This is a genomic window from Pedobacter sp. Leaf250, from assembly GCF_920984735.1.
GTDB lineage: Bacteria > Bacteroidota > Bacteroidia > Sphingobacteriales > Sphingobacteriaceae > Pedobacter.
The window spans coordinates 103,226-128,208 of sequence record NZ_CAKLBU010000008.1 but is presented as its reverse complement, the minus strand read 5'-3'; the positions used below and the strand labels follow the sequence as shown (position 1 = coordinate 128,208).

The window sequence follows — 24,983 nt, the reverse complement described above, 5'->3', positions numbered from 1 at the left end:
TTCAATTAACGATTAACCAGTTAAACAATTTGACGCTTAACCAAACAACTAAAAACTAACCAACCAAAAAACCAATCAAATCCGCTGTTGTGCTTTAAGTGCTAAATATCTGTTAATCACATTAATGGTTAACTTTTGAGGCGGCGTTAGGATAGACAAAATCCCATGTTTACTCAATTCCTTAACCATTAGTTTTTTCTCGTAAATGAACTTTTCGGCAATGGTTTTATGATAAATTCCTTCTACATCTTTCGCAGGATCGGTACTTAACGATTTTAATTCGGTATTTTCAAAGAATACCACCACAAGTAAATGATATTTCGATAACTTTTTGAGGTAAGGCAATTGCCTTTGCAAAGCCGAAAGACTTTCAAAATTAGTAAAAAACACCAACAAGCCACGTTGTTTTATCACTGCCCGAACACTGCTATACAAAGCTTCCAGGTTGCTTTCCAAATACCTGGTTTTCTCTTTGTAAAGCACATTCATAATATTTCCAAGCTGGGCAGATTTTCGATCGGCTGGAACAATAGACCCAACTTGCTCGGAGATTGTAATTAAGCCTGCTTTATCTTCTTTAAGCATAGCCACTTTTGAAAGTGCAACTGTTGCATTAATGGCATAATCGAGCAAACTTAAACCTTCAAAAGGCATTCGCATTACCCTCGATTTATCGATAACACAATAAATATTTTGTGAGCGTTCGTCGGTATAGGTATTTACCATCAAACCACCTTTTCTCGCAGTAGCCTTCCAATTGATGGTTCGAATATCATCACCTCCAACATAGTTTTTAATTTGATTAAATTCGGCACTGTTGCCAACCTTTCGGATTTTTTTGATGCCTAATTCTGTTAAATGACGCGAAACTGCCATCAATTCGTACTGACCGAGATTGATAAACGAGGGATAAACGGGTAGCACTTTTGCACCATCGAAATTATACCGGCGACTAACTAATCCCAACGGTGAACTGATGTAAGTCCTAATAAATCCAAATTCATATTCTCCACGTTTTGTAGGCCTCAAGTTGTAATGGATCGATTTTATATCTGCAGGTTTCAGGTTTAGCTTAAAATCTTTATCCCGCAATTGAAACTGAAAAGGAACTTCATCAATTACCCTTGCCTTTACCTTAAAACCATAGCGATTTCTGATTTCAATCTGGATAGGGTTTTCATCACCATTGCTCAATCGTTTCGAAGTAAACCTCTGTGCTTCTATTCCTTGCTCAATTCTATAAAGTATAAAAACATCGACCAAAATTAATATAAGCAATACTCCAGTAACAATTTCGGGGACATCGCCCAGCCAGGCAAAGAAAAATTTAAGCAAAAAGAGCATCACGCAAAAACCCAAAGCCGCAAATAAACGATCGTTAAGAAAAAGATTGATGTAATATTGCTGAAAGAGTTTTTTCAATGTTGTTTTTGGGTTAATGGTTTGAATTTTTTAATTGATCAGTTGTAATCTGTCAATTAAATTAGTAACTATCTATCTCGGAACTTCTATTTTCTTGATAATTTGATGAACGATATCGCTAGTTGTTAATCCTTCCATTTCTTTTTCTGGTGAGAGTAAAATACGGTGCGCTAAAACAGGAACGGCCACAGTAATAATATCTTCAGGGGTTACAAAATCGCGATTTTGAATCGCTGCCAATGCTTTTGCACTATGAACAATAGCCAATGATGCTCTGGGCGAAGCACCCAGATAAAGTGATGAATTATTTCGGGTTTCATTCACAATTTTGGCAATAAATTCTAAAAGCTTTGGCTCTACAAAAAGGCTTCTTATTACAGCCCTTGCCGCCTGAATTTGCTGCACCGATAAAACAGGTTTAACATCACTCGCCAACGTTTTATTAACCAGAGAATGTTGTGCCATTAAAATTTCTGTCTCTTCCTCTAATGATGGATATTTGACTTCAATTTTGAATAAAAATCGATCAAGCTGTGCTTCTGGCAAACGATAAGTACCTTCCTGTTCAATTGGGTTCTGGGTAGCCAAAACCATAAAAGGTTCATCCATAATATAGGTTTGTCCATCAATGGTTACCTGGCGTTCTTCCATTACCTCAAACAAGGCAGATTGAGCTTTGGCCGGCGCCCGGTTAATTTCATCAACCAAAATAATGTTGCCAAAAATTGGACCTTTTCTAAACTCAAAATCTCCGGTTTTGGTATTAAAAATTGGCGTTCCCAAAACATCCGAAGGCATTAAATCTGGCGTAAACTGAACCCTCGAAAATTGGGCATCAATTGATTTGGCCAACAATTTAGCACTTAACGTTTTGGCCACCCCCGGAACGCCTTCAATCAGGATGTGCCCATCAGCAAGTAAGCCAACAATTAAAAAATCGATGACCTGCTTTTGTCCGACGATAATATTTCCAAGTACATTTCTAATTTGCGCTACCGCTTCGTTTAAAGCGCTTAAATCTGTACGTTGGTTAAATTGTTCCTGCTCCATGGCTTTGCGTATTTTGATGAAAAAATTCTATGCTTTGATTTAAATTGATGAGTTCATGATCACTCAAAGTACTCATTGTTGGTATTTGTAAAAAATATCGGGTAAGTGTTTTTGCTGAAGGCTCGTTAATGCCCGTTTTTTCCATTAACAAAGTGGCAAAGTCGGCACCAATTTCATTCGTTTTCATGTAATACCTACTTCGTAAATATTCTAAAAAATAATTGATTTTCTTTTTAGCAATATCTACGTTATTTCTTTCGTGATAATAAACGCTTCCAACAACATGCGCATATTCTACCGATGAATTTTTTAGCGGATCGGCGATTGGGATAATCCGCTGGCGGCGTTTAATTTCATAAAGCACAAACATAATTAAACTAAAAATGGCTAGATAATATGCCCACTTAAGTTCTGGATGTTTAAAAAATACCCGTAAAATATCTGTTGTTTCATTCTTTTGTGCCGAAAAATAATCATCGAAAATGATTTGATTACTTGCCTGAAAATAACTTAAAGTTTTTGCTGCGTACTCTGCACCATATCTATCCAACATATTAAAGTTGGTGTAAAAACCTGGCTCTGATATTAAGTAAAGCGAACCTTTGCCAAAATTAATTTTGATAAAATTGGGCTGCTGATTATTATTTATTCCCAGGACAATACTTTTTTTATAATCAATTTTACTAAAAAACTGTGTTCCTATCCCTCTTTCGAAACCGTAATTAGCATCAGTCTTTAGATTTGGGTTGGTAAAATTTAATGAAGGCCGATCTGCCGACATAATTGTCGAAGTTTGAATCTTCAATTCTTTTTCAAGTTTTCCGAAATCGTAACTGGCAATAAATACCGAATTGCCCGCTTGCATAAATTTTTTCATCTGATCGAAATCAGTTTTAGAAATATCTATTTTCTGAGCGACTAAAAAGTATGTGGCATTATTAAATGTTTGATTTTTTAAAGTATTGTACACCGGTCTTTTTGATTCCTGTATTTTTGCCTTTGGCAGAATATCCCGAATTCGATCTCTTATAATAAAAGTTCCGTAAGGGATTTTATCTGTTGACAAATATGTTGGCGCCCAATTGGTTGGCGTTGGTTTATTGTATTGGGCCACCAGATAAACCAAAATAAATATCACACCAATGCTAAAATAAATTTTGTAGCCTTTCATTTAATTTGGTTGTTAAACTGGTTAAATGATTGGTTTATTGGCTCAAATTTATGCTCATCCACAGGAAAATCGCCGTACCAGATATAATCAAACTGATGGGTAAGCTTACTAAAATCAGCCTTTATTTCGGGCTTACTAATTTCCATAAGGTAATTGTAATTCGTTTTATCAGGTTGCCATTGAATAATTTCGGCATCGCTTAGTTTTTTTAATGCCTTTAAATAAAGTAAGCGTACGGCCAATCGGTATTTTTTCTCGTTTATTAGCCTTTGCAATTCCTGATCAAAATCTATTTCATGGATGTTTTCGGTAATAACATCATAAGGTAAAATGGTTTCTTTCGATTTTTTGCTGAAAATATTCTCGGCACCAATGGCTTTAAATATAACGTACAATAGCAAAGCGATACCTAAGCCAATAAAAAAATATCGGGAAACAGGATTTGATGCAGCGCCAGAAAATAACCTGCCAACCATATTCCAAAACCACATCCAAAATCTATCCCAAAGAGAAAGTTGCCCAACCTGAAGTTCGTCGTATTGAAATTCTTTTTGGTCTTTGTAATTGCTAATGGCTTCCTTATCAAATTTTGCAGGTGTAATTTTACTGCTGTCTATTTGCATAACAGGTTTTGCCTGCTTAGGCTTAACAACAATTTGTGCATCACAATTGGTTGCTAAGAAAAACAGTAAAAACGAAAGAAAATATTTGATAAGGGCTTTCGGCATTTTAATATTCTTCTGGTCGCGTATCAATTGGTTTTTCTGTGCTGCCGAAGTTCGTAATGCGCTCCATTAGCCCTGTATTTTCTTTTTGCTCCAACAAGCTGAAATAAGAAAGTGAGATGGTAATAATCGGAATGATGGTGAAAACCTGGCAAAGCGATTGCAAAACCGTTGTCGCCATACTTAAAGACAAAGACATTTGAGGGTTTTTACTAGTAAACATACCAATCATACTGAACAGAGTTGTAGGCAAAACAACCATGCTCATACAGGCGTATACAATAATCCAAACGATAATTAAAGTTCCAAAAGTTACCCAGAAATTATCCTTAATCATTTGAAAACTTCTGCTAAAAGAATATCCTAAAGTTCCATTTTCGATAACCATAATTGGAAACATCATGGCTACAAATGGAAATAAATAAAGGCCCGGAACCAAGCAAAAAACAAGTCCGACAAAAACCATTAGAATCAAAACGATAGAACTCCCGAAAATCCGAAAGAAATAATATTTAAAATACCCCCAAACTTCTTCTGTGCTAGGTGCCTGGTTTCCTTTTTGAACATACAACGCAATGAATGATAAAATGGCAACCGTCATACTGGCATAAGTTGCTAATGAAAAAAGCAGTGATAAAAAGTATTCAAGCCCATAAATGTTTCCTAAACCCAAACCTCTGGAGCTTCTGCCATTGCCCACAGTATTGATAATATTTACCATTTTATATTGATAAACAAGCATAGACGACATGCTGGCCAAAACGAACAATCCGCAAAAAGTGAAATAGGTTTTTAGCAAGGGTTTAAAATTTTGGCGCATAAACGTGAATGTATCGTTGATCACCTGCCCGAAATCTCTACGTTTTTTAAATTCAATTTTTCCTATCATTTCAAACTAAGCTTCTTAATAATTTTTACGGGATAAATAAATACATACCAAATGATAAATGCGGCAGATATTGCCAAGATAAATACGCTTAAATATATGGGCATTTCAGTATGGCGAGTAACAAAACTTTCGAAAAAAGCTGCAACAATGAATATAGGCACCAAACCCAAAACAATTTTTAAACCATCTTTTGCTCCTTTAATTACCGATTCCATTCGGGTGTATGTTTTAGGAAATAAAAAACTGTTACCCAATACCAAACCTGCTGCCCCAGCTAAAACAATGGCCGAAATTTCTAAAGTTCCATGAATCCAGATCACTAAAACGGATTGCAAACCCAAACCTTTACTAAAAAAGAAATATTGAAAAGAGCCCAACATTACTCCGTTTCTAAATAGCGAAACAATTGATCCGAAGGAAAATATGATGCCCAACACGAAAGTATATAAGGCTACATAAATATTGTTTAATCCGATTTGTGTGAACATCAAAAACTCATTTGATTGTTTATAAACACCAAACGGGTCGCCTTTAGCTATGTTTTCGTTGGTCATGTTCACATACTCATCGCCCATAATCAATCGCACAAATGTATCATCGTACTTTGCAGATAATGCACCAATTGCACAGGATACTAAAAAGAAAATTAGTGCATAATAAATTTGCTTCTTGTGCTCAAAAAATAAAACAGGAAGTTCTGTTTTCCAGAAATGGATAAAACGGTTTGACTTTTCTTTTTTGTTTTTATAAACCGATTGATGCAGTTTGGAGGCCAGGCCATTTAGGTAGGCTGTAGTTTTCGAATTTGGATAAAAAGTTTTGGCATAAGCCAGATCATTGGTGATTTCGATAAACTGATTTGCAACATCGTCGGGATTTGCCTGCTGCATACTGTCGTAATGCTGCCACTTTTCCGAATTTTGTTTAACAAATAAAGCTTCTCTCATGTAAAGGCGTTACCAAATAGTGGCTTAAAATAGTTAAATTTTTATGGATATAAAAAAGGATTAATAATTAACCGGTAGCATGCTCATATAATCGTTTAAAGGCATGTGGTTGGTTTTACAGAATGGCTTATCGAGGATATGCAAACAAACAATCCGGGTTAAGCTAAAATCGCGATATTGGTTTCTAACATGACACCAGGCAATTAAATGCCAACTAAAGGCGTAAAAAATCAAGCCAATAGGCTCCACTTCTCTCTTACTCGTTTCCTCTTTTATATTGGTATAGTTCAGTGCAACCATTCGTTTTTCGGAAATAGCCGTTTGAATAAGCGAAAGGTATTCATAATTGAATTTCATCCGCTCCGGAACCTGCAGTTTGATGTGCGCATTCATCATTTCTAATTTCTCTTTCTGACTATTTTTCAAAACTGCCTTCACTTTTGTAAGCGCAGCAGAATAATGCATACGGATGGAATTGTCGGCAAAACCATTCACCAAACTTTCTACCAAAAGCAAGGCATTGGCTTCATCCATATTAAAAGAAACTGGGGGCAAAAAGTAACCCTGAACCAGGAAATAGCCTTTTGGCTGTTCGAAACCCACAGGAATTCCCTGCTCTTGCAAAGCTTTTACATCGCGGTAAACCGTACGGGTACTGATGCCAAACCGCTCTGAAATTTTATCGGCAGTGATGTATTTCCTCGATTGAAGTAAAGTTAAAATCCCGAAAAGACGATCGATGCGGTTCATTGTTTTGGCTTTGCTAAAATTAAAAAATTAACCGCAGATAAAAAGGATGCACATGGATAATTATTAATGCTGCATGCAGTGTAAAATGAAATAATTCCACTTCACAACCTTTACTATGTATAAATTTAAAAACTTCATTGGTATGTTAATTGTATTACTTAGTTGTTATGTCTTTTCAGCGGAAATTTCGTTAAAGAATTAACATAAAATTGAAATAAAATTAATGGCAGCCGTAATACAGAAACGTTTCTTCAGGGCAATTAAAAGTAAAGTCATCATTGGGTTCTTGTTTGCCTGTTTTGCGTTGCTTTTAGCTTGGGGTATCAGCAAGTTTGCTTTTACCCGGATGCTGAATACCGTTGAAGAAATTTCTGCTCCGAATGATCGGTTGAGAATCGTAAATGATTTATCGCATAAAATTGCAAGGCTTGATCAGTTACAGCGAGATGAAGCTTTTAACAAACAAGGCAATTATAATTTCCTTCGGGAATCAAGAAAATTAAGATCCAGCTTAGATTCATTGCGTAAACTGTATGTTAATGATTCAGCCCAATTGGCTCGAATAAAATCCATTAAAAATCTACTTACGCAACGCGATAAACAATTCCTTTCCTATTTACAGGTTCGCGAAACTTTGGTAAATACCAAATCGTTTTCAAACGAAGTGCAAAAACTGAATGAACTTGTGGCATCAAGAGCATTGCAAACCGATAGCGCCGTTTTAACCACCGAAACCACTACATCTACCACTACTGTTGCACCCGAAGAGGAAGAAAAATCTAGAGGTTTTTTGAGTAAACTTTTTGGCAAAAAAAAATCTGATGTTTATAAAATCATCAATGAAGAATTTAAGGTTCGACGTGATACATTAAACGCGAAAGCGGAAGATAGTATTATGAAAAGCATGACGGGGTCTCTTAAAAACATTGAGCAGGAACAACGCCAGAAAAGTCAGAAATTTCTAAAGCGTGAAGCCGAATTATCAACAGCCAGTAACGCTTTAACCAATCAAATGCTTCAAATTTTAAGGGAGGTAGAAGGGCAAGCGGTAGCACAAATCGATTTAAACGGAATCCAGGCTAAAGAGGTAGTAAACGATGGAATTACACAAATAACAGTGATCATCATCATATTTTTTCTACTTACCGTTATCCTGCTTTATTTAATTTTAACTGATATTACAAAAAGTAACAGGTATAGAAAAGAATTGGAATTAGCTAAAGATGAAGCTGAATATCATGGAAAAGCAAAGCAGCGTTTTCTATCCAATATGAGCCATGAAATTAGAACCCCTTTACAATCTATTTTAGGTTATGCTGAATTGATTTCTCAGGAAGATCATCCAAAGAAAAAAGATATAGATGCCATTTATCAATCGTCAATTCATCTGCTTCAAATTGTAAACGAAGTACTTGATTATAACCGAATTATCTCTGGTGAATTTAGCTTTAACAACCAGACATTTAATGTTAAACAGATTCTTGATGAGGTAACTTCAGTGGTTCGCCCTTTGGCAGAAAAGAAATCACTTAAATTAATTACAAACTTAAATTTAGGAGAGGTAGAATTTGTAAAAGGTGATGCATTCAGACTAAAGCAAATCCTTTTTAACTTACTCGGAAATGCTGTAAAATTTACATTAAAGGGTGAGATAAATCTTCAAATATCCTGCAAAAAACAATTTGATAATCTACATTTTCATTTTACTATAACAGATACCGGCATTGGCTTCAAAGAAAAAGACATCGACAGAATTTTTAACGAATTTGAGCAGATTGAATCTCCAGAACAGTACATATTAAATCAAACCGGCACAGGACTTGGATTGCCAATTGTAAAATCACTGATCGAGGCTCAAGGCGGCAGAATCCATGTAAAAAGTAAACCCGGAGTTGGCACAACTTTTAATATTTATCTAACTTATCAGGAAACTACTGAAAGAACTATCAATGTGGATTTGGAACACTATGCTATAGTAAACCCTGGTACGGTATGGATTATTGATGATGATCACCTTATACTCGATCTATGCGGGCTGATTTTTGAAAAAAATCATATCCCATTTGAAAGATTTAATCATGTAGCCGATATTTTGCATGCAGACCCACCTAACGATTTAAAATATGTTTTGGTAGATATGCGCTTACCAGAGATGACAGGTATAGAACTATGTCATATTTTAAAGAAAAAATTGCCAGAAACCGTAAGATTTTATGCCATTACCGCTCAAGTTTTACCCGAAGAAAGAGAAATGGTGTTATGCGAAGGTTTTGATGGATTAATTATGAAACCGTTCCGAGCCGTTGATTTGCTTTCGATATTTGATAAAACCAAAATAATGGAAGAACAGCCTGAATTTGATTTTTCTTCTCTTGAAAAAATGACTTTTGGCGACCAGCAAATGCTTGAAAAAATCCTGAATAGATTTAAGCATGATTGTATTGAAGATACTGAATCGCTAAAAAAGCACCTGCTAGAAAATGATCAGGATAAAAGCAGGTTAATTGTACACCGCTTGGCCGGAAGAACCGCACAAATGGGATCAAGAACTTTAGCGCATAGCTTTAGAACATTGGAAATTGAAATCGCCGATATAGGTTTGGTACCGGCAATTAAAACAGATGTCTTAAGTCAACTTAAAAAATTAGATGCTTTGATAAAGGTGATGGAAGAGATGGAACCTATTGGGGAGAATTAAATACCTCACCCTTTCATCTCTTCTTCTTGAAGATAAAGGTTTGGGTATTTAAAGCCAAACCCTTATCTCATTTTAAAAATATCTTGCAAGAACCGCAAAGAAATCTGGGTTCAAACCAACTTCCACTAAATCCCTCTCTTCAAGGAGAGGGATTCGCTGAAATAACAAATACCACTAACTTTCATCGGGTAAGGCTCCTTTACTCAATCCCATACTTCTCCATTTTTGCGTAGAGCGTTTTCCGGTCTATATTGAGCATTTTTGCAGCTTTAGATTTATTATGTTTCGCCTTAATCAAAGTTTCGGCAATGAGCGTTTTTTCATTTTGCTCATTTACTGCTTTTAAATCGGATGAGCTTCCGGGTAACGTTTGCTGATTAACAGCTAACATCATTTCATCGGGCAAGGCCGAAACCTGGGCAACATCACCAGGTGTTAATAAAACCATTCGCTTAATTACATTACTCAATTCACGCAGGTTTCCTGGCCAGTCGTAATTCAATAATAATGATTTTGCTTCAGCAGAAATGCTTTTCACATTTCTATCCAAATCACGATTTGACAGGCCAATAAAATGATTGATGAACAATTCTAAATCGCCGCCGCGATCTCTCAAAGCGGGTAGCTGAATTTTAAATTCGTTTAACCGGTGATATAAATCTTCCCTGAATTCTCCACCCGAAATGCTGTTCAGCAAATCATCGTTGGTTGCAGTAACGATCCGAACATCCACAGCAATTTGTTTGGTACTGCCCAAAGGCTGGATAACACGTTCCTGCAAAGCACGAAGCAATTTAATTTGTACTTCGTAGCTTAGATTTCCAACTTCATCCAGAAATAAAGTACCACCATTTGCGGTTTCAAATTGCCCTTTTTTATCATTCAAGGCACCTGTAAAAGCACCTTTTACATGACCAAATAATTCGCTTGCAGCTAAATCTTTCGATAGAGCGCCACAATCAATCGCAACGAAAGGTTTATCAGTACGCTTACTTTGTTGGTGCAACGTTCGGGCAGCAAATTCCTTTCCCGTTCCGCTTTCGCCCTGAATAATTACCGACATATCTGTAGGTGCAACTAAGGCGATATGTTCGTAAAGTCTATCAGCGGTAGCGCTTTTGCCTTTTATAAAATCAGAATCTGTGGCTTCAATTTTAATCTCTTTCGAATCTTTTTTAGTAAGTGAATTTTTTATCACCATTAAAAGTTCATCAGGATTAACAGGCTTCGTAATGTAATCGAAAGCGCCCATTTGCATGGATTTTACCGCTGTACGAACATCGTTAAAACTGGTCATGATAACGATGGGAGTTAATAAACCCAGGTTTCTGCAATGTGTAATCACATCGAAACCAATTCCATCGGGCAAGCGATAATCAATTAAAAATAAATCGAATACCTGATTTTCTATAAATTTAAAAGATTGTTTGATATGGGTTACGAGCGTAACCTCATGGTTGTTTTTCGTTAAAAAACCTTCAAGTAATTGAGCAAATGTTGTATCGTCTTCTAAAATCAGGATTTTCGCCATACAACAAAAATAAGAAAAGCCAGACAAAGTCTGGCCTTTCTTGTACTAGGTAGATGTAATATTTGGGATTTATTGAACCGGTTTACCGTCTTTGTCAATTTTCACAGAACCAGTTTCTGCTTCTTTTTTAACATTGATCAGGTAATATTCTTTTGTTCCTTCCTTAACCGACCAAGCTTCGGTTGCGGTCCAGCCTTTATAAGCATCAGATTTTAATGCTGTTGTAACTGGCTCAGGTAACTCTTCTAATTTAACTGGCGTTTTTACTGCGCTATCTTGAACTGCAACAATTGCAGCATTTTTAATTGTATTTACTTCACTCGCTTGTACTGCTGAGAATCCTGCAAATGCTAAGAACGCAGCTGATAATATTAACTTTTTCATCTTGTTTTCAATTTAAATGTATGAAACTATCGGAATAGCTTCGTGGTTCTAATTTAATTTTGCGCAGCCATTACGCTACGCTTTGGTTAATTATGCCTTTTTACAAAAGACAATTACTATTGAACTGGTTTACCGTCTTTATCGATTTTTACAGAACCAGTTTCTGCTTCTTTTTTAACATTTATTAAATAGTACTCTTTCGCACCTTCTTTAACCGACCATGCTTCAGTTGCTGTCCAACCTTTGTAAGCATCAGATTTTAAAGCGGTTGTTACTGGCTCAGGTAATTCTTCCAATTTAACCGGAGTCTTTACTGCGCTATCTTGAACTGCAACAATTGCAGTATTTTTAATTGTATTTATTTCATTTGCTTGTACTGCTGAGAACCCTGCGAACGCTAAGAATGTAGCTGATAAAATGAACTTTTTCATAGTATATGATTTTTAAAATTTAATGTTTGTAACAATACTTGCTAATGTTTCATAATGGTGCCAAAGCTGGCACAAACACATAAAACATTATTTATCAAATAATTAGCGCTGTGCCAATAAATAAATGTTGAGGAATTTCTCCACACATTGGGGGGATTAACTACAAATTCTTTAGAGATTCCCACTAATAGAAGCACATCAATCGATTCTTTTAATTAGAAAAGCAAGGACAGGTGGTAATTTTAATGTGTTGTCCCGCTAATGCTTCAAGCACCGAAGAAGAATCGGTGGCTTTTCGCGTATATCGGGTTTATTTAACTGCTGTAGTTGCAAAAGAATGAGAACCATCCCCGTTCCCCTCCTTGAAAATAAGTAGGGGAGTTAGATAGTTCACGATTAAGATTATTACTTCTATTCAAGGCGTTTGGTTTGTTGCTCACACAACACTAAGCAAAGAAAATTTTTCTCTTGCATTCGCCACTCCCCTCCTAATTTAGGAGGGGCAAGGGGTGGTTAATTTCTTCATTCAACAAAATTTTCAAAAACTTTTTATCAAAAGAATATTTTTTTCTATAATTGCAGCCCGATAAAAAGCCTCCTTAGCTCAGCTGGTAGAGCAACTGACTTGTAATCAGTAGGTCATTGGTTCGATTCCGATAGGAGGCTCTTTTTAATTGACGATTGTAGAATTACGATATAAGATTTTGGTCAAAATCTAAACGACTTCCTAAACTGTTTACTTTATAATACATTGCACATCGAGAATATAATCTACTTGAAGTAATTCGTAAAGCAAAAATCCTAAATTCGCTGTATGTTAAAATATTTTTCTGCCGATTGGATTTTTCCGGTAAGCACTCCGCCAATAAAAAATGGAGTAATTGCAGTTAACCACGATGGCGAAATAAAAGAAATCTTAACCGCAGCTGCCGCCCAAAATCTTAATTTAGAGGTAAAGAAGAATAAAGGCGCAATTGTTCCAGGCTTTATTAATACACATTGCCACTTAGAACTTTCGCACATGTTAGGCCAAATTCCGGAGCATATGGGCTTGGTAAAATTTGTGCAAACGATTATTAAAAGCAGGCAAGCCAATGCGGAACAAGTTAACATTGCGATGCAAAACGCAGACGCAAAAATGTTCGAAAATGGCATTGTTGCCGTTGGCGATATTTCCAATCAAATCGCTTCAAAGGATATTAAACAAAACAGCAAAATCTATTACCACACTTTTGTAGAGGCAATGGGTTTTAATCCGGAAAGGGCAAATGCAATAATGGATTATGCAACAGGAATAAGAAATGAATTCTCACCATTGCCTGCCTCTGTAGTTCCACATGCGCCATATTCGGTTTCGCCAGCACTTTTTGGTTTAATAAACGAAGCGGCAGAAAAAGAAGAAACTTTTATCAGCGTTCATAACCAGGAAACTACCAATGAAAATGATTTCTTTAAAAACAAAACTGGAGGTTTTTTAGAACTGTATAAATTCCTCGGATTAAACATTAATTTTTTTGAGCCATCAAACAAAACATCATTACAAACCTGGTTGCCTTATATCAAAAAGCAAAAAACACTTTTAGTTCATAATACCTTTTCAAGTAAAGCAGATATTGAATTTGCAAAACAAAACCATCAAGATTTATATTGGTGTCTTTGTCCGCAGGCTAACTTATATATCGAAAATACTTTGCCAAACGTTGATTTACTTCTATCAGAAAATATTAAAATCACCTTAGGTACCGATAGTTTAGCCAGCAACCACCAACTGAATATTTTATCAGAAATGAAGATTTTACAACAGTACAAAAATGTTGCTTTTGAAACACTTCTGCTTTGGGCAACGCTTAATGGTGCCGGGTTTTTAGGCTTAAGTAATCAATACGGTAGTATAGAGGCCGGAAAAAAACCAGGATTAAATCTTGTTCAATTATCTGATGATTTCGTGATTGAAAGCGATAAAGTGATTAAATTGATTTAAAGTATGAACCCAATCTGCAATCTATTTAACATTAAATACCCAATCATCCAGGCCGGAATGGTATGGTGCAGCGGTTGGAAACTGGCATCAGCTGTTTCAAACGCAGGCGGTTTGGGCATTATCGGTGCAGGCTCTATGTATCCTGCGGTATTGCGGGAGCATATCCAGAAATGCAAACTTGCAACAGAAAAACCATTTGGCATTAACATTCCTTTATTGTATCCAAACATCCAAGAGATTATTGATGTAGTAATTGAAGAAGGTGTAAAAATCGTTTTCACATCGGCAGGCAATCCTGCTACCTGGACAAGCCTTTTAAAAGAAAATGGAATTACAGTTGTTCATGTTATAGCAAATACAAAGTTCGCACTAAAAGCACAAGAAGCTGGTGTAGATGCCATCGTTGCTGAAGGCTTTGAAGCTGGCGGACATAATGGTCGCGAGGAAACCACCACCATGTGTTTAATACCAATGATTAAAGCTGCAGTGAATATTCCCGTAATTGCTGCTGGTGGAATAGGTAGCGGAAAATCGATGTTGGCCGCTTTCGCTTTAGGAGCAGATGCTGTTCAAATCGGTTCGGCTTTTGCCATTGCTGAAGAGTCATCTGCACATCCGGAATTCAAAAATAAAATAATCTCATCAGCAGAGGGCGACACCAAACTCGCCATGAAAAAACTCGTTCCCGTGAGGTTATTAAAAAATGAATTTGCCGATGCCATTGCACAGGCAGAAGCAGAAGGCGCTGATCGAAACACATTAATGGAATTGTTGGGTAGAGCCAGAGCAAAGTTGGGCATGTTTGAAGGCGATATGGATAATGGCGAACTCGAAATCGGGCAAATATCAGCTATGCTGAATGAAATTAAACCTGCCAAACAGATTTTGGAAGATATTTGGGCAGAATATCTTTCGGGATTAAAATCGTTCAGGGATTTGTATGATGAAACAGTTTAATGCGCAATCGTTTATTAACTTTGCAACGTTAAAACATTTCAATTTCCCATACCAATGAAACACATTAATATAAAAGTAACGGGTAAAGTGCAGGGCGTTTTCTTCAGGGCAAGCACCAAAGCTGTTGCCGATCAAATGGGCATTAAAGGCTTTGTGAAAAATGAAAAAGATGGCTCGGTAAGTATTGAAGCAGAGGCGGAACAATTTATTTTAGAGCCATTTATTGACTGGTGCAAAGAGGGACCTGATAAATCGGTGGTTGAGAATGTAGAAATAAGCGATGGCGACCTGAAAAATTTTCGCAATTTCGAAGTGGTTAAAAAGAATCTTCTTTGGTAAATATAATTACGATTTTAGTTTGAAGAGTTACAATTTCAAAGCCTAAAATCAATAATGATATAGTTTAAAATAAATTAATAACAGGTTAGGATTATAAATTGGCAATGCTAATCTAAAATCGTAAATCTAAAATCTTAAATTCTTTTGTCGGTATATAAAAAATTTCTGGGGCAAACAATGGTTTATGGTATTAGTACCATTCTCTCACGCTTGTTTAATTTTATTTTAACACCCATTTACACCACAGTTTTTGCTCCGGGGGTGTACGGCGTTTTTACCAAAATGTTCAGTTACGTTTCCATCATTAATCCCATTTTGGCATTTGGGATGGAGACCACGTTTTTTAGATACTTAAATAAACATGAAGACAAAAAACAAGAAGTTTACAACAACAGTTTCTTGGTTATTGCTTTCATCTCTTCACTGTTTTTAATAACAGCACTAGTTTTTACTGATTTTCTGGCAAAATACACTCTGAACGGGAACATTTCTGGCTTTGCTGATCAAAAATCTTACATACAATTTTTCGCATGGATCCTATTTGTAGATGCCATTAGTGTAATTCCATTTGCAAAATTAAGAGCAGACGGTAAACCTTTTAAATATAGTTTAATCAAATTTATAAATATTGGCACATTCATCGGTTTCAATTTGATATTCATTTTCGTTATTCCGCTGCTTATTAAACACGATATTTTAGCTGATTGGTGGTCTAGCTGGTACAAGGGTAGATGGGTAGGCTACGTTTTTGTAGCAAACTTAATTGCAAGTGTAGTTACTTTGATAATGCTTGTACCACAGTTTTTAGAACTTCGATTAAAATTCAACAAAGACCTGTTTTACAATATGTTTGGCTATAGTTGGCCAGTTTTAATTGCAAATTTATCCTTTATCATTAACGAAAATCTCGATAAAATCTTATTAGGTAAATATCTGCCAAATAACATTGCCAACCATGATGTTGGTATCTATGGCGCAGTATGTAAGTTAGCCATTTTCATAAGCATTTTTAATACCGCTTTCAGATTGGGAGCCGAACCTTTCTTTTTCAGTCATGCTAAAAACGAAAATGCAAAACAAACTTATGCTACCATTTTATATTACTTCGTTTTAGCTTTATCTATTTTATTTCTTGGATTAACAGCCAACATCGAAATCATTAAACATTTTATCAATTCGAGATATTGGGAAGGACTAAATGCCGTTCCAGTATTGCTTTTTGGCTATGTTTGCCTCGGCATCTATATGAATTTGTCGGTATGGTACCGCCTTTCCGATCAAACCAGATATGGTTTATATATCTCTTTGGTTGGTGCAGTTTTTACTATTGTGATGAATATTATTCTCATTCCAAAATATAGTTACATGGGCTCTGCATGGGTGTCGATGTTTGCCTACTTTATTATTATGGTTATTTCGTATTGGTTAGGTCAGAAACACTATCCAATACCTTATAAACTCAAATCAATGAGTGCGTACATCATCATTTCTATCATTTTTGTTGGCTTATCTTTCTGGGTATTTCACCGCAACATTTACATTGGCAACGCCATTTTAATTTTATTTTTAATAGGGATATTTTATTTTGAGAAGGATAACGTAAAGAAACTTTTAAAAAAAGGATCTTGATATTATAGATTTGACATACGCAGGAGTCATTTATGATAAGTAATATATGAACATAAAAATCATCAATAAATCCGAACATCCATTACCACAATACGAAACAGCACATGCTGCCGGAATGGATTTAAGAGCATCGATTACTGAAGAAATTATGCTCAAACCTTTACAGCGTCAATTAATCCCGACAGGTTTATATATTGAACTACCAACGGGTTTTGAAGCGCAGATTCGCCCGAGAAGCGGATTGGCATATAAGCACGGGATTAGTATTGTAAATTCTCCAGGCACAATTGATGCCGATTACCGAGGAGAATTAAAAGTTTTATTGGTTAATTTATCAGATACCGAATTCAAAATCGTTAATGGAGATAGAATTGCGCAAATGGTTGTGGCTAAACATGAAACAGTTGAATGGCAGGCCGTTGAAGAATTAGGAGAAACTTTGAGGGGTGAAGGTGGTTACGGGCATACGGGAAAAGGTTAATGAGAGAATTTGAGAATGATTGATTGAAAGAATAAGGAAATAGCTGAATATTCACTCATTCAAAATTTAATTTATGAATAGAACATACGTTTTTCTTGCAGCAATAATTTTAAACCTAAATGCCTTTGGGCAAATGCCCGTTGTATCCAACGCCACTAGAGATAGCAACATGGTTAAGCAATTGTTTTTTGCCGGTTTGCGAGAAAAAATGTCTGATAATTACATGCTTGCCGCTACAAACTTTAACAAAGTTATTGGGTTAGATGCCAGCAACCATGCCGCTTATTTCGAATTGGCAAATGCCAATCTCCGCTTAGATAAATTAGCCGAGGCTGAAATAAACATCAAACAAGCCATCAAATTAAATAATAACAACCCCTGGTATTATCGCATTCTGGGTGAAGTATATAAACGCAGCAATAAAATGCCAGAATTGGTAGAGGTATTTTCACAATTGATACGCCTTGATCCAGAAAATGATGCCTATTATTTTGATAAAGCTAATGCACTTTATTTATCCAATAAAGTTGAGGAAGCCAAAAAGGTTTACGATCAGATAGAAATAAAATTTGGAGAATCAAGAGATTTGATTACAGCCCGAAGAAGAGTCCAATCAAATGGAAATGCTTCTGAAAGTGATATTGTCAAACTATTGGAAGGCAACCAAGCAGATGTAAAAAACTATCTCTATGCAGCCGGCTTGCTATTACAAAAAGGCAACGACCCAGAAGCATTAAAGGTACTTTTAAAAGCACAACAAATAGAGCCTCAAAATTTTGAAGTTAATTTAGCCCTTGCTGATATCTATCGCAAACAAAAAAATGATGATGCCGCATTTTCATCACTAAAATTAGCATTTGGCAGTATCGACATGCCACTAACTGAAAAGGTAAAGATTGTGGCTGCACTTTTTTCTAAAATAAGTGAGCCCGTTGTAGCTAAAAACCTTACTGATTTAAGCAAAATTGTAGCTGAACAGAATCCAAAAGATGCAAAAGCTTTAGCGCTTTATGGCGATGTGCTGTATCAGCAAAATAAACTGAGAGAAGCGCTGGTTCAATATCAGGAAGCATTAAAATTGAATGAGCAAGTTTATGTAGTTTGGGAGCAGGTAATCAACATCCAAAGCCTGATCGGGCATTATGCCGAGGCGGTGAAAATAGGCGATGAAGCACTTACCATTTATCCCAATCAAGCCAGTTTATATTATTACATGGCTTATGCATTGTACAAAACCAGCAAATTTGATCTTGCTTTAAATAATCTGAAAACTGCATTACAGCTTGATGTGGATAATAAAAGTATGCAAGCCCAGGTTTACGCACTTCAGGGTGATATTTACATCAGCCAAAATAATTTCAATCAGGCAAAAAATGCTTTCGAAAAAGCAATTGCAACAGAACCCGATAATTACCTCATCATGAATAATTATGCTTATTATCTGGCTCTGAAAAATGATGATTTAACCAAGGCTGCAAAATATGCCGAAACCGCTGCCAATGCAATGCCTTTTAATTCTTCGGTTGCAGATACTTATGCCTTCATTTTATTTAAGCAACAAAAGTATGATTTGGCAAAAACCTGGATCGAAAAAGCACTTCAAAACAATACCAATAAGAATGGTGTTTATTTGGAGCATTACGGAGATATTCTGTATATGAAAGGCGAAAAAGATGATGCTTTGTTGCAATGGCAAAAGGCAAAAGAAGCCGGAAATGGAACCGAAATTTTAAATAAGAAAATTAATGAAAAGAAATATTTTAAATAGCGCAATTATTATCAGTACAATTTGCTTTGCAACAGCCTGTAAGCCGAAAAAAGAGATTGTTACAGTTCCTACCAAGCCTACAGAAATTCCTACCGACAATACAAAAGCGCAAGCCCTATCAGCATTAAACGATAAGCAATTAAAATTCAACACGCTCTCATTAAAAGCAAAAGCTACATTAAATATTTCTGGCGATGCAAATGATGTGACCATGAACTTCAAAATGAAAGATAAGGAAACCATTTGGGTAAGCATTACGGCATTGGGCGGCCTGGCCGAAGTAGCCAGAGCTTTAATTACGCCAGATAGTATTAAAATTATGAACAGGCTTAAAAGCGAATACATTAAAAAACCTTTCAGTTACATTTATACATTCACCAACAAACAAGTTAACTTTAATACGCTTCAAAGTATTTTAACCGGAAATGCCATGGGCGAATTTTTAACCCAGCAATCTGATGTTAAGCAAGAAAATGGGGTTTGGGTAGTTTCGGGCAGAAAACAAGAACTTGATTATCGTTTGCTTTTCAACACGCTTTTAAAAGTATCGGAAACTAATTTAAATGATTCTAAAAATGGTCAGGCTTTAAAAGTTAACTATACCGATTATCAGAAACTAAATGAGTCGCTGTTTCCAAGTGCACTTCAAATCAATACATTATCTGGAGCTAAAAAAATTAATATCGATTTACAATATGTAAAAATTGATGGCAATGTTCCTGTAGATTTTCCGTTTAGTGTTCCAAAGAGATACACGCTTATTAAATAGGATTTAACTTTTTACTTAAAATTTTCTTATTTTTTTTGATTCAATGACAATTAATGAAACTCTATTATCTGATTCATTAAGTAGAAATTGTTTACGCATATGCCGAATGATTTTGATTGTATTGTTAAATTAAAATTTGATGAAGAATAAGTGAAGATCGTTAAACACACCATTTTAATGATTTAAGTATCTCAATTTTAATGTATTTTCCTATAAAATTTTTATACTTTTGGCTCAATGAAGCTACACAAACTCGTATTTATTCTGTTTTTAAGCGGTTTTGCCTTTTCAGCCCTAGCGCAAACTGAAAGTCAATTAAGAAGAAAGAAGGAAGCTATACAACGTGAAATTGAGCAGCTTCAAAAGAATTTAAGTAAAACAGCTAGTGGTAAAAAGCTAACACTGCAGCAAATTAACGGCATCAATGCGCAGATTAGATTGCGTCAGGAAAAAATTGGAACCATCAACTCTGAAATTAAAAACCTTGATAGCCAAATCTCTCAGAACACGAATACCGTACATACATTACAAGGCCAGTTAGGCGACCTTAAAAAGGAATATGCGGGCATGATTCGCTTTGCACAGCGAAACAGAAACTCATACGATAAAATGATGTTTATTTTTGCTGCAAAAGATTTTAACCAAGCTTACAAACGAATAAAATACTTACAACAGTTTAGTCAGTACCGCAAAAAACAAGCAGGTTATATAGAAAATACGCAGCAAGATCTTAATGGAAAAATTAAGGTTCTGGATAAAACCCTTCGTGAAAAAAGTGAGCTTTTAAGAGAGCAGGAAAAGGAGAGGGAACGTTTAGGTAAAGATAAAAACCAGCAATCTGCTGTACTTGGTAAATTAAGTAAACAGGAAAGGCAGTTTACGCAAGATATTGCTTCGCGAAGAAGACAGCAAAAGCAGATTGATGCCGCTATTGATGCCGCCATTAAACGGGCAATTGAAGCAGCCAGAAGAAAAGCAGCAGAAGAAGCAAGAATAGCCGCAGCAAAACGTGCTGCTGAAGAAAAAGCAGCTGCAGATAGAGCAAGAGCAGAAAACAGACCTGCACCTGCACCAAGCAAAGCGCCGGTGGTGAAAGAAAAAACCACAAGCGAAGCGCTAACTGCAACGCCAGAGGCCGCCCGGTTATCAGCAGGTTTTGAAGGGAACAGAGGAAGGTTGCCTTGGCCGGTTTCAACGGGTACAGTTACCGAACGATTTGGCTTGCACAAGGTAGATCAAGCATCATACACAAATGATGGTATTGATATTACTACCGCTGATGGAGCTGCAGTAAGGGCTGTTTTTGCTGGTAAGGTTTTACTTGTTCAATATATTCAGGGTCGTGGGGTAGTTATCATTATGCATGGTGAATACATTACGGTTTACCAAAACCTGAGAAATGTATCGGTAAGCACAGGTAGTGATGTAGATACGAAACAAACCATCGGAGTGGTGGCAAACACTGGCGATGATGCTATCCTAAAATTCCAGGTTAGAAGAGGAAATAATGTTTTAAACCCCGAGGCTTGGATTAGTAAATAAAGAAGACAGTATAAATTGTTTATATTTGTATAAAATAGATTAGTGATGTATCAAGGCACGTTATTAGAATTTTTAAACATGGGTGGATCAGAGATCATACTCATTTTAGTGGTGGTTCTTTTGTTATTTGGAGGTAAAAAATTACCCGAACTGGCAAGAGGATTAGGAAAGGGAATCAGAGAGTTTAAAGATGCATCTGATGGTGTTAAGCGTGAAATCCATAGAAATATTAATGCTATGGACTTAGACAAAGAAGAAGCAGAAGAAACGGTTGCAAATAATAATAATCAACGTCATCATCCAACTGATGAAACACCAGTTGATGAAAAAGTAGAGCCGAATTTAACCAAAACTCATCCCTCAGTTAATCCCATCGATGAAACAGTAACTGATAATCAAAAAGTTTAAACAAAAAAGTTATGTTAAATACAACAATAGCAGCAATGCTTGGAACACCAGAAATTATCATTATCGCTGTAGTGGTTTTGTTATTGTTTGGTGGTAAGAAAATTCCTGAACTGATGAGAGGATTAGGAAAAGGTGTTAAAGAATTTAAAGATGGTAAAGATGGTGTTGATGGAGAACAAGTAGATCCATCTAACCGTGATAAAACTGTTTAATTGCAAATAAATTAGTTTTGAAGAAATACAGTTCTCTTAAGGAGATACAAGCGCTCATTTCGCAAAAGCAATTAACTTTAACCGATTTATTGGCTTATTATTTTAAGCAAATTAAAAATAACGAACACCTCAATGCATTCAACGAGGTGTTTTTTTATTCGGCAGAAGTTCAGGCTAAAGCGGTACAGGAAAAAATAGATAATGGCACAGCAGGAAAACTTGCTGGGATGGTTATTGGTATAAAAGATAATATCTGTTATAAAGACCACATCGTTACAGCATCTTCAAAAATGCTCGATGGTTTTGTTTCTCCATATTCTGCCACTGTAGTGCAAAGATTATTACAAGAAGATGCGATCATTATTGGCCGCTTAAATTGTGATGAATTTGCCATGGGCGGCTCTAACGAAACTTCTTATTTTGGACCGGCTAAAAATGCAGCCAACCCTGAGCTCGTTCCGGGCGGCTCATCTGGTGGTTCGGCAGTAGCTGTTCAAGCCGATATGTGTTTGGCAACTCTAGGCACTGATACCGGCGGCTCCGTTAGGCAGCCAGCTGCTTTCTGCGGTCAAATCGGCTTAAAACCTACTTACGGACGAATTTCCAGATATGGCGTAATCGCATATGCTTCGTCATTTGATCAGGTTGGACCAATTACTTCTTCTATCGATGATGCAGCTTTGCTTTTACAAGTTTTAGCTGGCGCAGATGAAAACGATTCGACAGTTTCCCCCTTAGAAGTGCCTAATTATTCAGCGCATTTAGCAGAAATTAAAAAACAAAAAATAGCCGTTTTAAAAGAAACGATTGAGAGCGATGCCCTTGATCCGGAAATTAAAGCAGCCATATTAAAATCGATAGAAGATTTGAAGGCTAAAGGTCATACCGTTGAGTATGTATCTTTTGATCTTTTGGATTACCTTGTTCCTGCTTACTATATTTTAACTACCGCAGAAGCTTCCTCAAACCTTTCCCGTTACGATGGCGTACATTATGGCCACCGCAATACCGAAGCAAAATCATTAACCGAACTCTACAAATTATCTCGGGCTGAAGGTTTTGGTGAAGAAGTAAAAAAGCGGATATTACTTGGAACCTTCGTTTTAAGCGCTGGTTACTACGATGCTTATTATCAAAAAGCACAACAAGTACGCAGATTAATTAGAGAAAAGTTAGATAATCTTTTTGTAGAATACGATTTGATTTTGTCGCCGGTGGCACCAACAGCAGCATTTAAAATTGGCGATAATGTACAAAATGCACTTGTAATGTACATGGCCGATATATTTACCGTTTTACCATCATTAAGTGGTAATCCAGCCATTGCTTTGCCATTAGGCAATAATTTAGCCGGCTTGCCGTTAAGTATTCAATTTATAGCCAAACATTTCGAGGAAGATAAGCTACTTGCTTTCTCTAAGGCATTTTTATTAAGCTAGTCCGGAGTCCAAAATCTGGGATCCGAAATTATCATTGAAATAGCCCATGATTAGAAAACTACTTTTTACCTCTATTTGTGCTTTATTTTTTAGCGTTACCGTTTCCAGCGCACAGCAAATTTTAAAATTAGATAGTATTTCTAAAAAGCAGAATAACATATTCGTTAATACCGATACTGTTGCTGTTCCTTTAATATACGAAAACCCATTACTGATGGGCCAGAATTATATTTACAAGTTAAGGCTGGATTCTATTGTTAAAACTGTTCCACTTCCTTATAACGAATACGTTCAGCAGTACATCGATATCTATGCAAAACGCAAGGATATGTTTGGTAAAATGATGGGGCTTTCTAATTATTACTTCCCCATTTTTGAAAAGGCATTAAAAGATTTTGAGATTCCACAAGAAATCAAATATTTAACCATTGTAGAGTCACAGATGAATCCACACGCCATTTCACGAGTTGGTGCAACAGGCATTTGGCAGTTCATGTTTGGCACAGGCAAAGCTTATGGCTTGAAAATGGATAATTTTGTTGATGAGCGAAAAGATCCCATTCAGGCAAGTTATGCGGCAGCGCAATATTTTAGAGATGCTTACGAAGAACTTGGCGACTGGCTTTTGGCCATTGCAGCTTATAATTGTGGCAAAGGAAATGTTACCAGGGCTATGATTAAAGCCAACTCCAGAGATTTTTGGGAAATCAGACAATTCCTCCCGAAGGAAACACGTAATTATGTTCCCGCTTTTATTGCAGCGGTTTATGTAATGAATTATTCCAAACACCATCAAATTAATGCCCAAGCCTGCAATATGTTTTTGAAAACCGATACGGTTCAAACCAGTCGTTTTGTTTCATTGACAAGTTTAGCCCAAGCACTAAATGTAGATGAAGCTTCGCTATTTGCTTTAAATCCATCATACAAAAAGAAAATTGTAAACGGCACAGAAGAAGCGCCAAAACGTATCGTGATGCCAAAACTTAAAGACATTGATTATGCCAATGTTTACGAAGTTTTATATAATACCGATCTCGATGTAAACATGCAAGTGGTTCAGGCCAGTACGGATGATGTTAGGGATTTGCGCAAAAAGGAGGTGAAACCATTTTCATCAAATACAGTGGTTTATCATAAAGTTTCATCCGGACAAAACCTTACTACGGTAGCCAATAAATATGGCGTTGAAGTTCAAGATTTAAGGGTGTGGAATGGCTTAAAAAGTAAAACCATTGTACCAGGTCAAAAGCTTAAAATATTTGCCAAAAATCGTGTTCAGCCAAAAGCACCTGCCTCATATTTGAGTTACAAAGTTAAAACTGGTGATACCTTATCAGAAATTGCAGAAAAGTTTAACGGAGCAACCGTACAGAGCATTAAACGAGATAATAAACTGAGCAAAGCAGGTTTACAGACCGGTATGGTATTGAAAATTAGCAAAGGGTAACGACTATAGT

Annotated in this window: 23 protein-coding genes and 1 tRNA gene; 14 read left to right on the top strand and 10 right to left on the bottom strand. The window is 36.2% G+C overall.

Features of this window, described 5'->3' with window-relative positions; translation table 11 throughout:
• Positions 1-75: 75 nt before the first annotated feature.
• The 7 genes from LUA91_RS09035 to LUA91_RS09005 form a co-directional block, all read right to left on the bottom strand.
• Positions 76-1,422: a DUF58 domain-containing protein gene (locus LUA91_RS09035; RefSeq protein WP_231425720.1), complete on the bottom strand. Its 1,347-nt coding sequence runs from the start codon at positions 1,420-1,422 to the stop codon at positions 76-78.
• Between the two features lie 72 nt (positions 1,423-1,494).
• Complete coding sequence (locus tag LUA91_RS09030) at positions 1,495-2,472, bottom strand: MoxR family ATPase (protein ID WP_231425719.1); 978 nt, start codon at positions 2,470-2,472, stop codon at positions 1,495-1,497.
• A complete protein-coding gene (locus LUA91_RS09025) occupies positions 2,453-3,643 on the bottom strand; it encodes a DUF4350 domain-containing protein (RefSeq protein WP_231425718.1) in 1,191 nt (396 codons plus the stop codon). Before LUA91_RS09025 ends, LUA91_RS09030 begins: the two co-directional genes overlap by 20 nt.
• A complete protein-coding gene (locus LUA91_RS09020; RefSeq protein ID WP_231425717.1) occupies positions 3,640-4,371 on the bottom strand; it encodes a DUF4129 domain-containing protein in 732 nt (243 codons plus the stop codon). Before LUA91_RS09020 ends, LUA91_RS09025 begins: the two co-directional genes overlap by 4 nt.
• A 1-nt stretch (position 4,372) precedes the next feature.
• The gene (locus tag LUA91_RS09015; RefSeq protein ID WP_231425716.1) at positions 4,373-5,257 is read right to left on the bottom strand and encodes a hypothetical protein; all 885 of its coding nucleotides are present in this window, start codon (positions 5,255-5,257) and stop codon (positions 4,373-4,375) included.
• Entirely contained in the window at positions 5,254-6,204 is a 951-nt protein-coding gene (locus tag LUA91_RS09010) for a stage II sporulation protein M (RefSeq protein ID WP_231425715.1), read from the bottom strand. Before LUA91_RS09010 ends, LUA91_RS09015 begins: the two co-directional genes overlap by 4 nt.
• A gap of 60 nt (positions 6,205-6,264) precedes the next feature.
• Complete coding sequence (locus LUA91_RS09005) at positions 6,265-6,954, bottom strand: YafY family protein (RefSeq protein ID WP_231425714.1); 690 nt, start codon at positions 6,952-6,954, stop codon at positions 6,265-6,267.
• Between the two features lie 223 nt (positions 6,955-7,177).
• Between LUA91_RS09005 and LUA91_RS09000 the strand changes: the two genes are divergently transcribed.
• Positions 7,178-9,652, top strand: a complete 2,475-nt coding sequence (locus LUA91_RS09000) for an ATP-binding protein (protein WP_231425713.1) — start codon at positions 7,178-7,180, stop codon at positions 9,650-9,652.
• A gap of 199 nt (positions 9,653-9,851) precedes the next feature.
• On the opposite strand, the gene LUA91_RS08995 is transcribed toward LUA91_RS09000, so the two are convergent.
• From LUA91_RS08995 to LUA91_RS08985, 3 genes are all read right to left on the bottom strand, one after another.
• Entirely contained in the window at positions 9,852-11,183 is a 1,332-nt protein-coding gene (locus LUA91_RS08995; RefSeq protein WP_231425712.1) for a sigma-54 dependent transcriptional regulator, read from the bottom strand.
• A gap of 69 nt (positions 11,184-11,252) precedes the next feature.
• A complete protein-coding gene (locus LUA91_RS08990) occupies positions 11,253-11,567 on the bottom strand; it encodes a hypothetical protein (RefSeq protein WP_116169014.1) in 315 nt (104 codons plus the stop codon).
• Between the two features lie 116 nt (positions 11,568-11,683).
• Positions 11,684-11,998, bottom strand: coding sequence for a hypothetical protein (locus tag LUA91_RS08985; RefSeq protein WP_231425711.1), 315 nt, complete (start codon positions 11,996-11,998; stop codon positions 11,684-11,686).
• A gap of 593 nt (positions 11,999-12,591) precedes the next feature.
• Here LUA91_RS08985 and LUA91_RS08980 point away from each other — a divergent pair.
• From LUA91_RS08980 to LUA91_RS08920, 13 genes are all read left to right on the top strand, one after another.
• Positions 12,592-12,664: transfer RNA gene (locus LUA91_RS08980), tRNA-Thr, on the top strand.
• Positions 12,665-12,812: 148 nt separating this feature from the next.
• A complete protein-coding gene (locus LUA91_RS08975) occupies positions 12,813-13,979 on the top strand; it encodes an amidohydrolase family protein (protein ID WP_231425710.1) in 1,167 nt (388 codons plus the stop codon).
• Positions 13,980-13,982: 3 nt separating this feature from the next.
• Positions 13,983-14,936, top strand: a complete 954-nt coding sequence (locus LUA91_RS08970) for a nitronate monooxygenase family protein (protein ID WP_231425709.1) — start codon at positions 13,983-13,985, stop codon at positions 14,934-14,936.
• A gap of 54 nt (positions 14,937-14,990) precedes the next feature.
• Positions 14,991-15,275 carry an acylphosphatase gene (locus LUA91_RS08965; protein ID WP_231425708.1) on the top strand — a complete coding sequence of 95 codons (285 nt, stop codon included), beginning with the start codon at positions 14,991-14,993 and terminating at the stop codon, positions 15,273-15,275.
• A gap of 144 nt (positions 15,276-15,419) precedes the next feature.
• Entirely contained in the window at positions 15,420-16,904 is a 1,485-nt protein-coding gene (locus tag LUA91_RS08960; protein WP_231425707.1) for a lipopolysaccharide biosynthesis protein, read from the top strand.
• A 46-nt stretch (positions 16,905-16,950) separates the two neighbouring features.
• Positions 16,951-17,385: a dUTP diphosphatase gene (gene dut / locus LUA91_RS08955; protein WP_231425706.1), complete on the top strand. Its 435-nt coding sequence runs from the start codon at positions 16,951-16,953 to the stop codon at positions 17,383-17,385.
• Positions 17,386-17,458: 73 nt separating this feature from the next.
• The gene (locus tag LUA91_RS08950; RefSeq protein WP_231425705.1) at positions 17,459-19,153 is read left to right on the top strand and encodes a tetratricopeptide repeat protein; all 1,695 of its coding nucleotides are present in this window, start codon (positions 17,459-17,461) and stop codon (positions 19,151-19,153) included.
• Positions 19,131-19,922 carry a DUF4292 domain-containing protein gene (locus tag LUA91_RS08945; RefSeq protein ID WP_231425704.1) on the top strand — a complete coding sequence of 264 codons (792 nt, stop codon included), beginning with the start codon at positions 19,131-19,133 and terminating at the stop codon, positions 19,920-19,922. The genes LUA91_RS08950 and LUA91_RS08945 overlap by 23 nt, the downstream gene beginning before the upstream one ends.
• Positions 19,923-20,159: 237 nt before the next feature.
• Complete coding sequence (locus LUA91_RS08940; protein WP_231425703.1) at positions 20,160-21,464, top strand: murein hydrolase activator EnvC; 1,305 nt, start codon at positions 20,160-20,162, stop codon at positions 21,462-21,464.
• A gap of 45 nt (positions 21,465-21,509) precedes the next feature.
• Complete coding sequence (locus LUA91_RS20695) at positions 21,510-21,872, top strand: twin-arginine translocase TatA/TatE family subunit (protein WP_304622635.1); 363 nt, start codon at positions 21,510-21,512, stop codon at positions 21,870-21,872.
• Positions 21,873-21,883: 11 nt separating this feature from the next.
• Complete coding sequence (locus LUA91_RS08930; protein ID WP_029287719.1) at positions 21,884-22,084, top strand: twin-arginine translocase TatA/TatE family subunit; 201 nt, start codon at positions 21,884-21,886, stop codon at positions 22,082-22,084.
• A 17-nt stretch (positions 22,085-22,101) separates the two neighbouring features.
• Positions 22,102-23,523 (top strand): Asp-tRNA(Asn)/Glu-tRNA(Gln) amidotransferase subunit GatA, encoded by a 1,422-nt coding sequence (gene gatA, locus LUA91_RS08925; protein ID WP_231425702.1) that lies wholly within the window; start codon positions 22,102-22,104, stop codon positions 23,521-23,523.
• 46 nt (positions 23,524-23,569) lie between these two features.
• Entirely contained in the window at positions 23,570-24,973 is a 1,404-nt protein-coding gene (locus tag LUA91_RS08920) for a lytic transglycosylase domain-containing protein (RefSeq protein ID WP_231425701.1), read from the top strand.
• Positions 24,974-24,983: the final 10 nt, after the last annotated feature.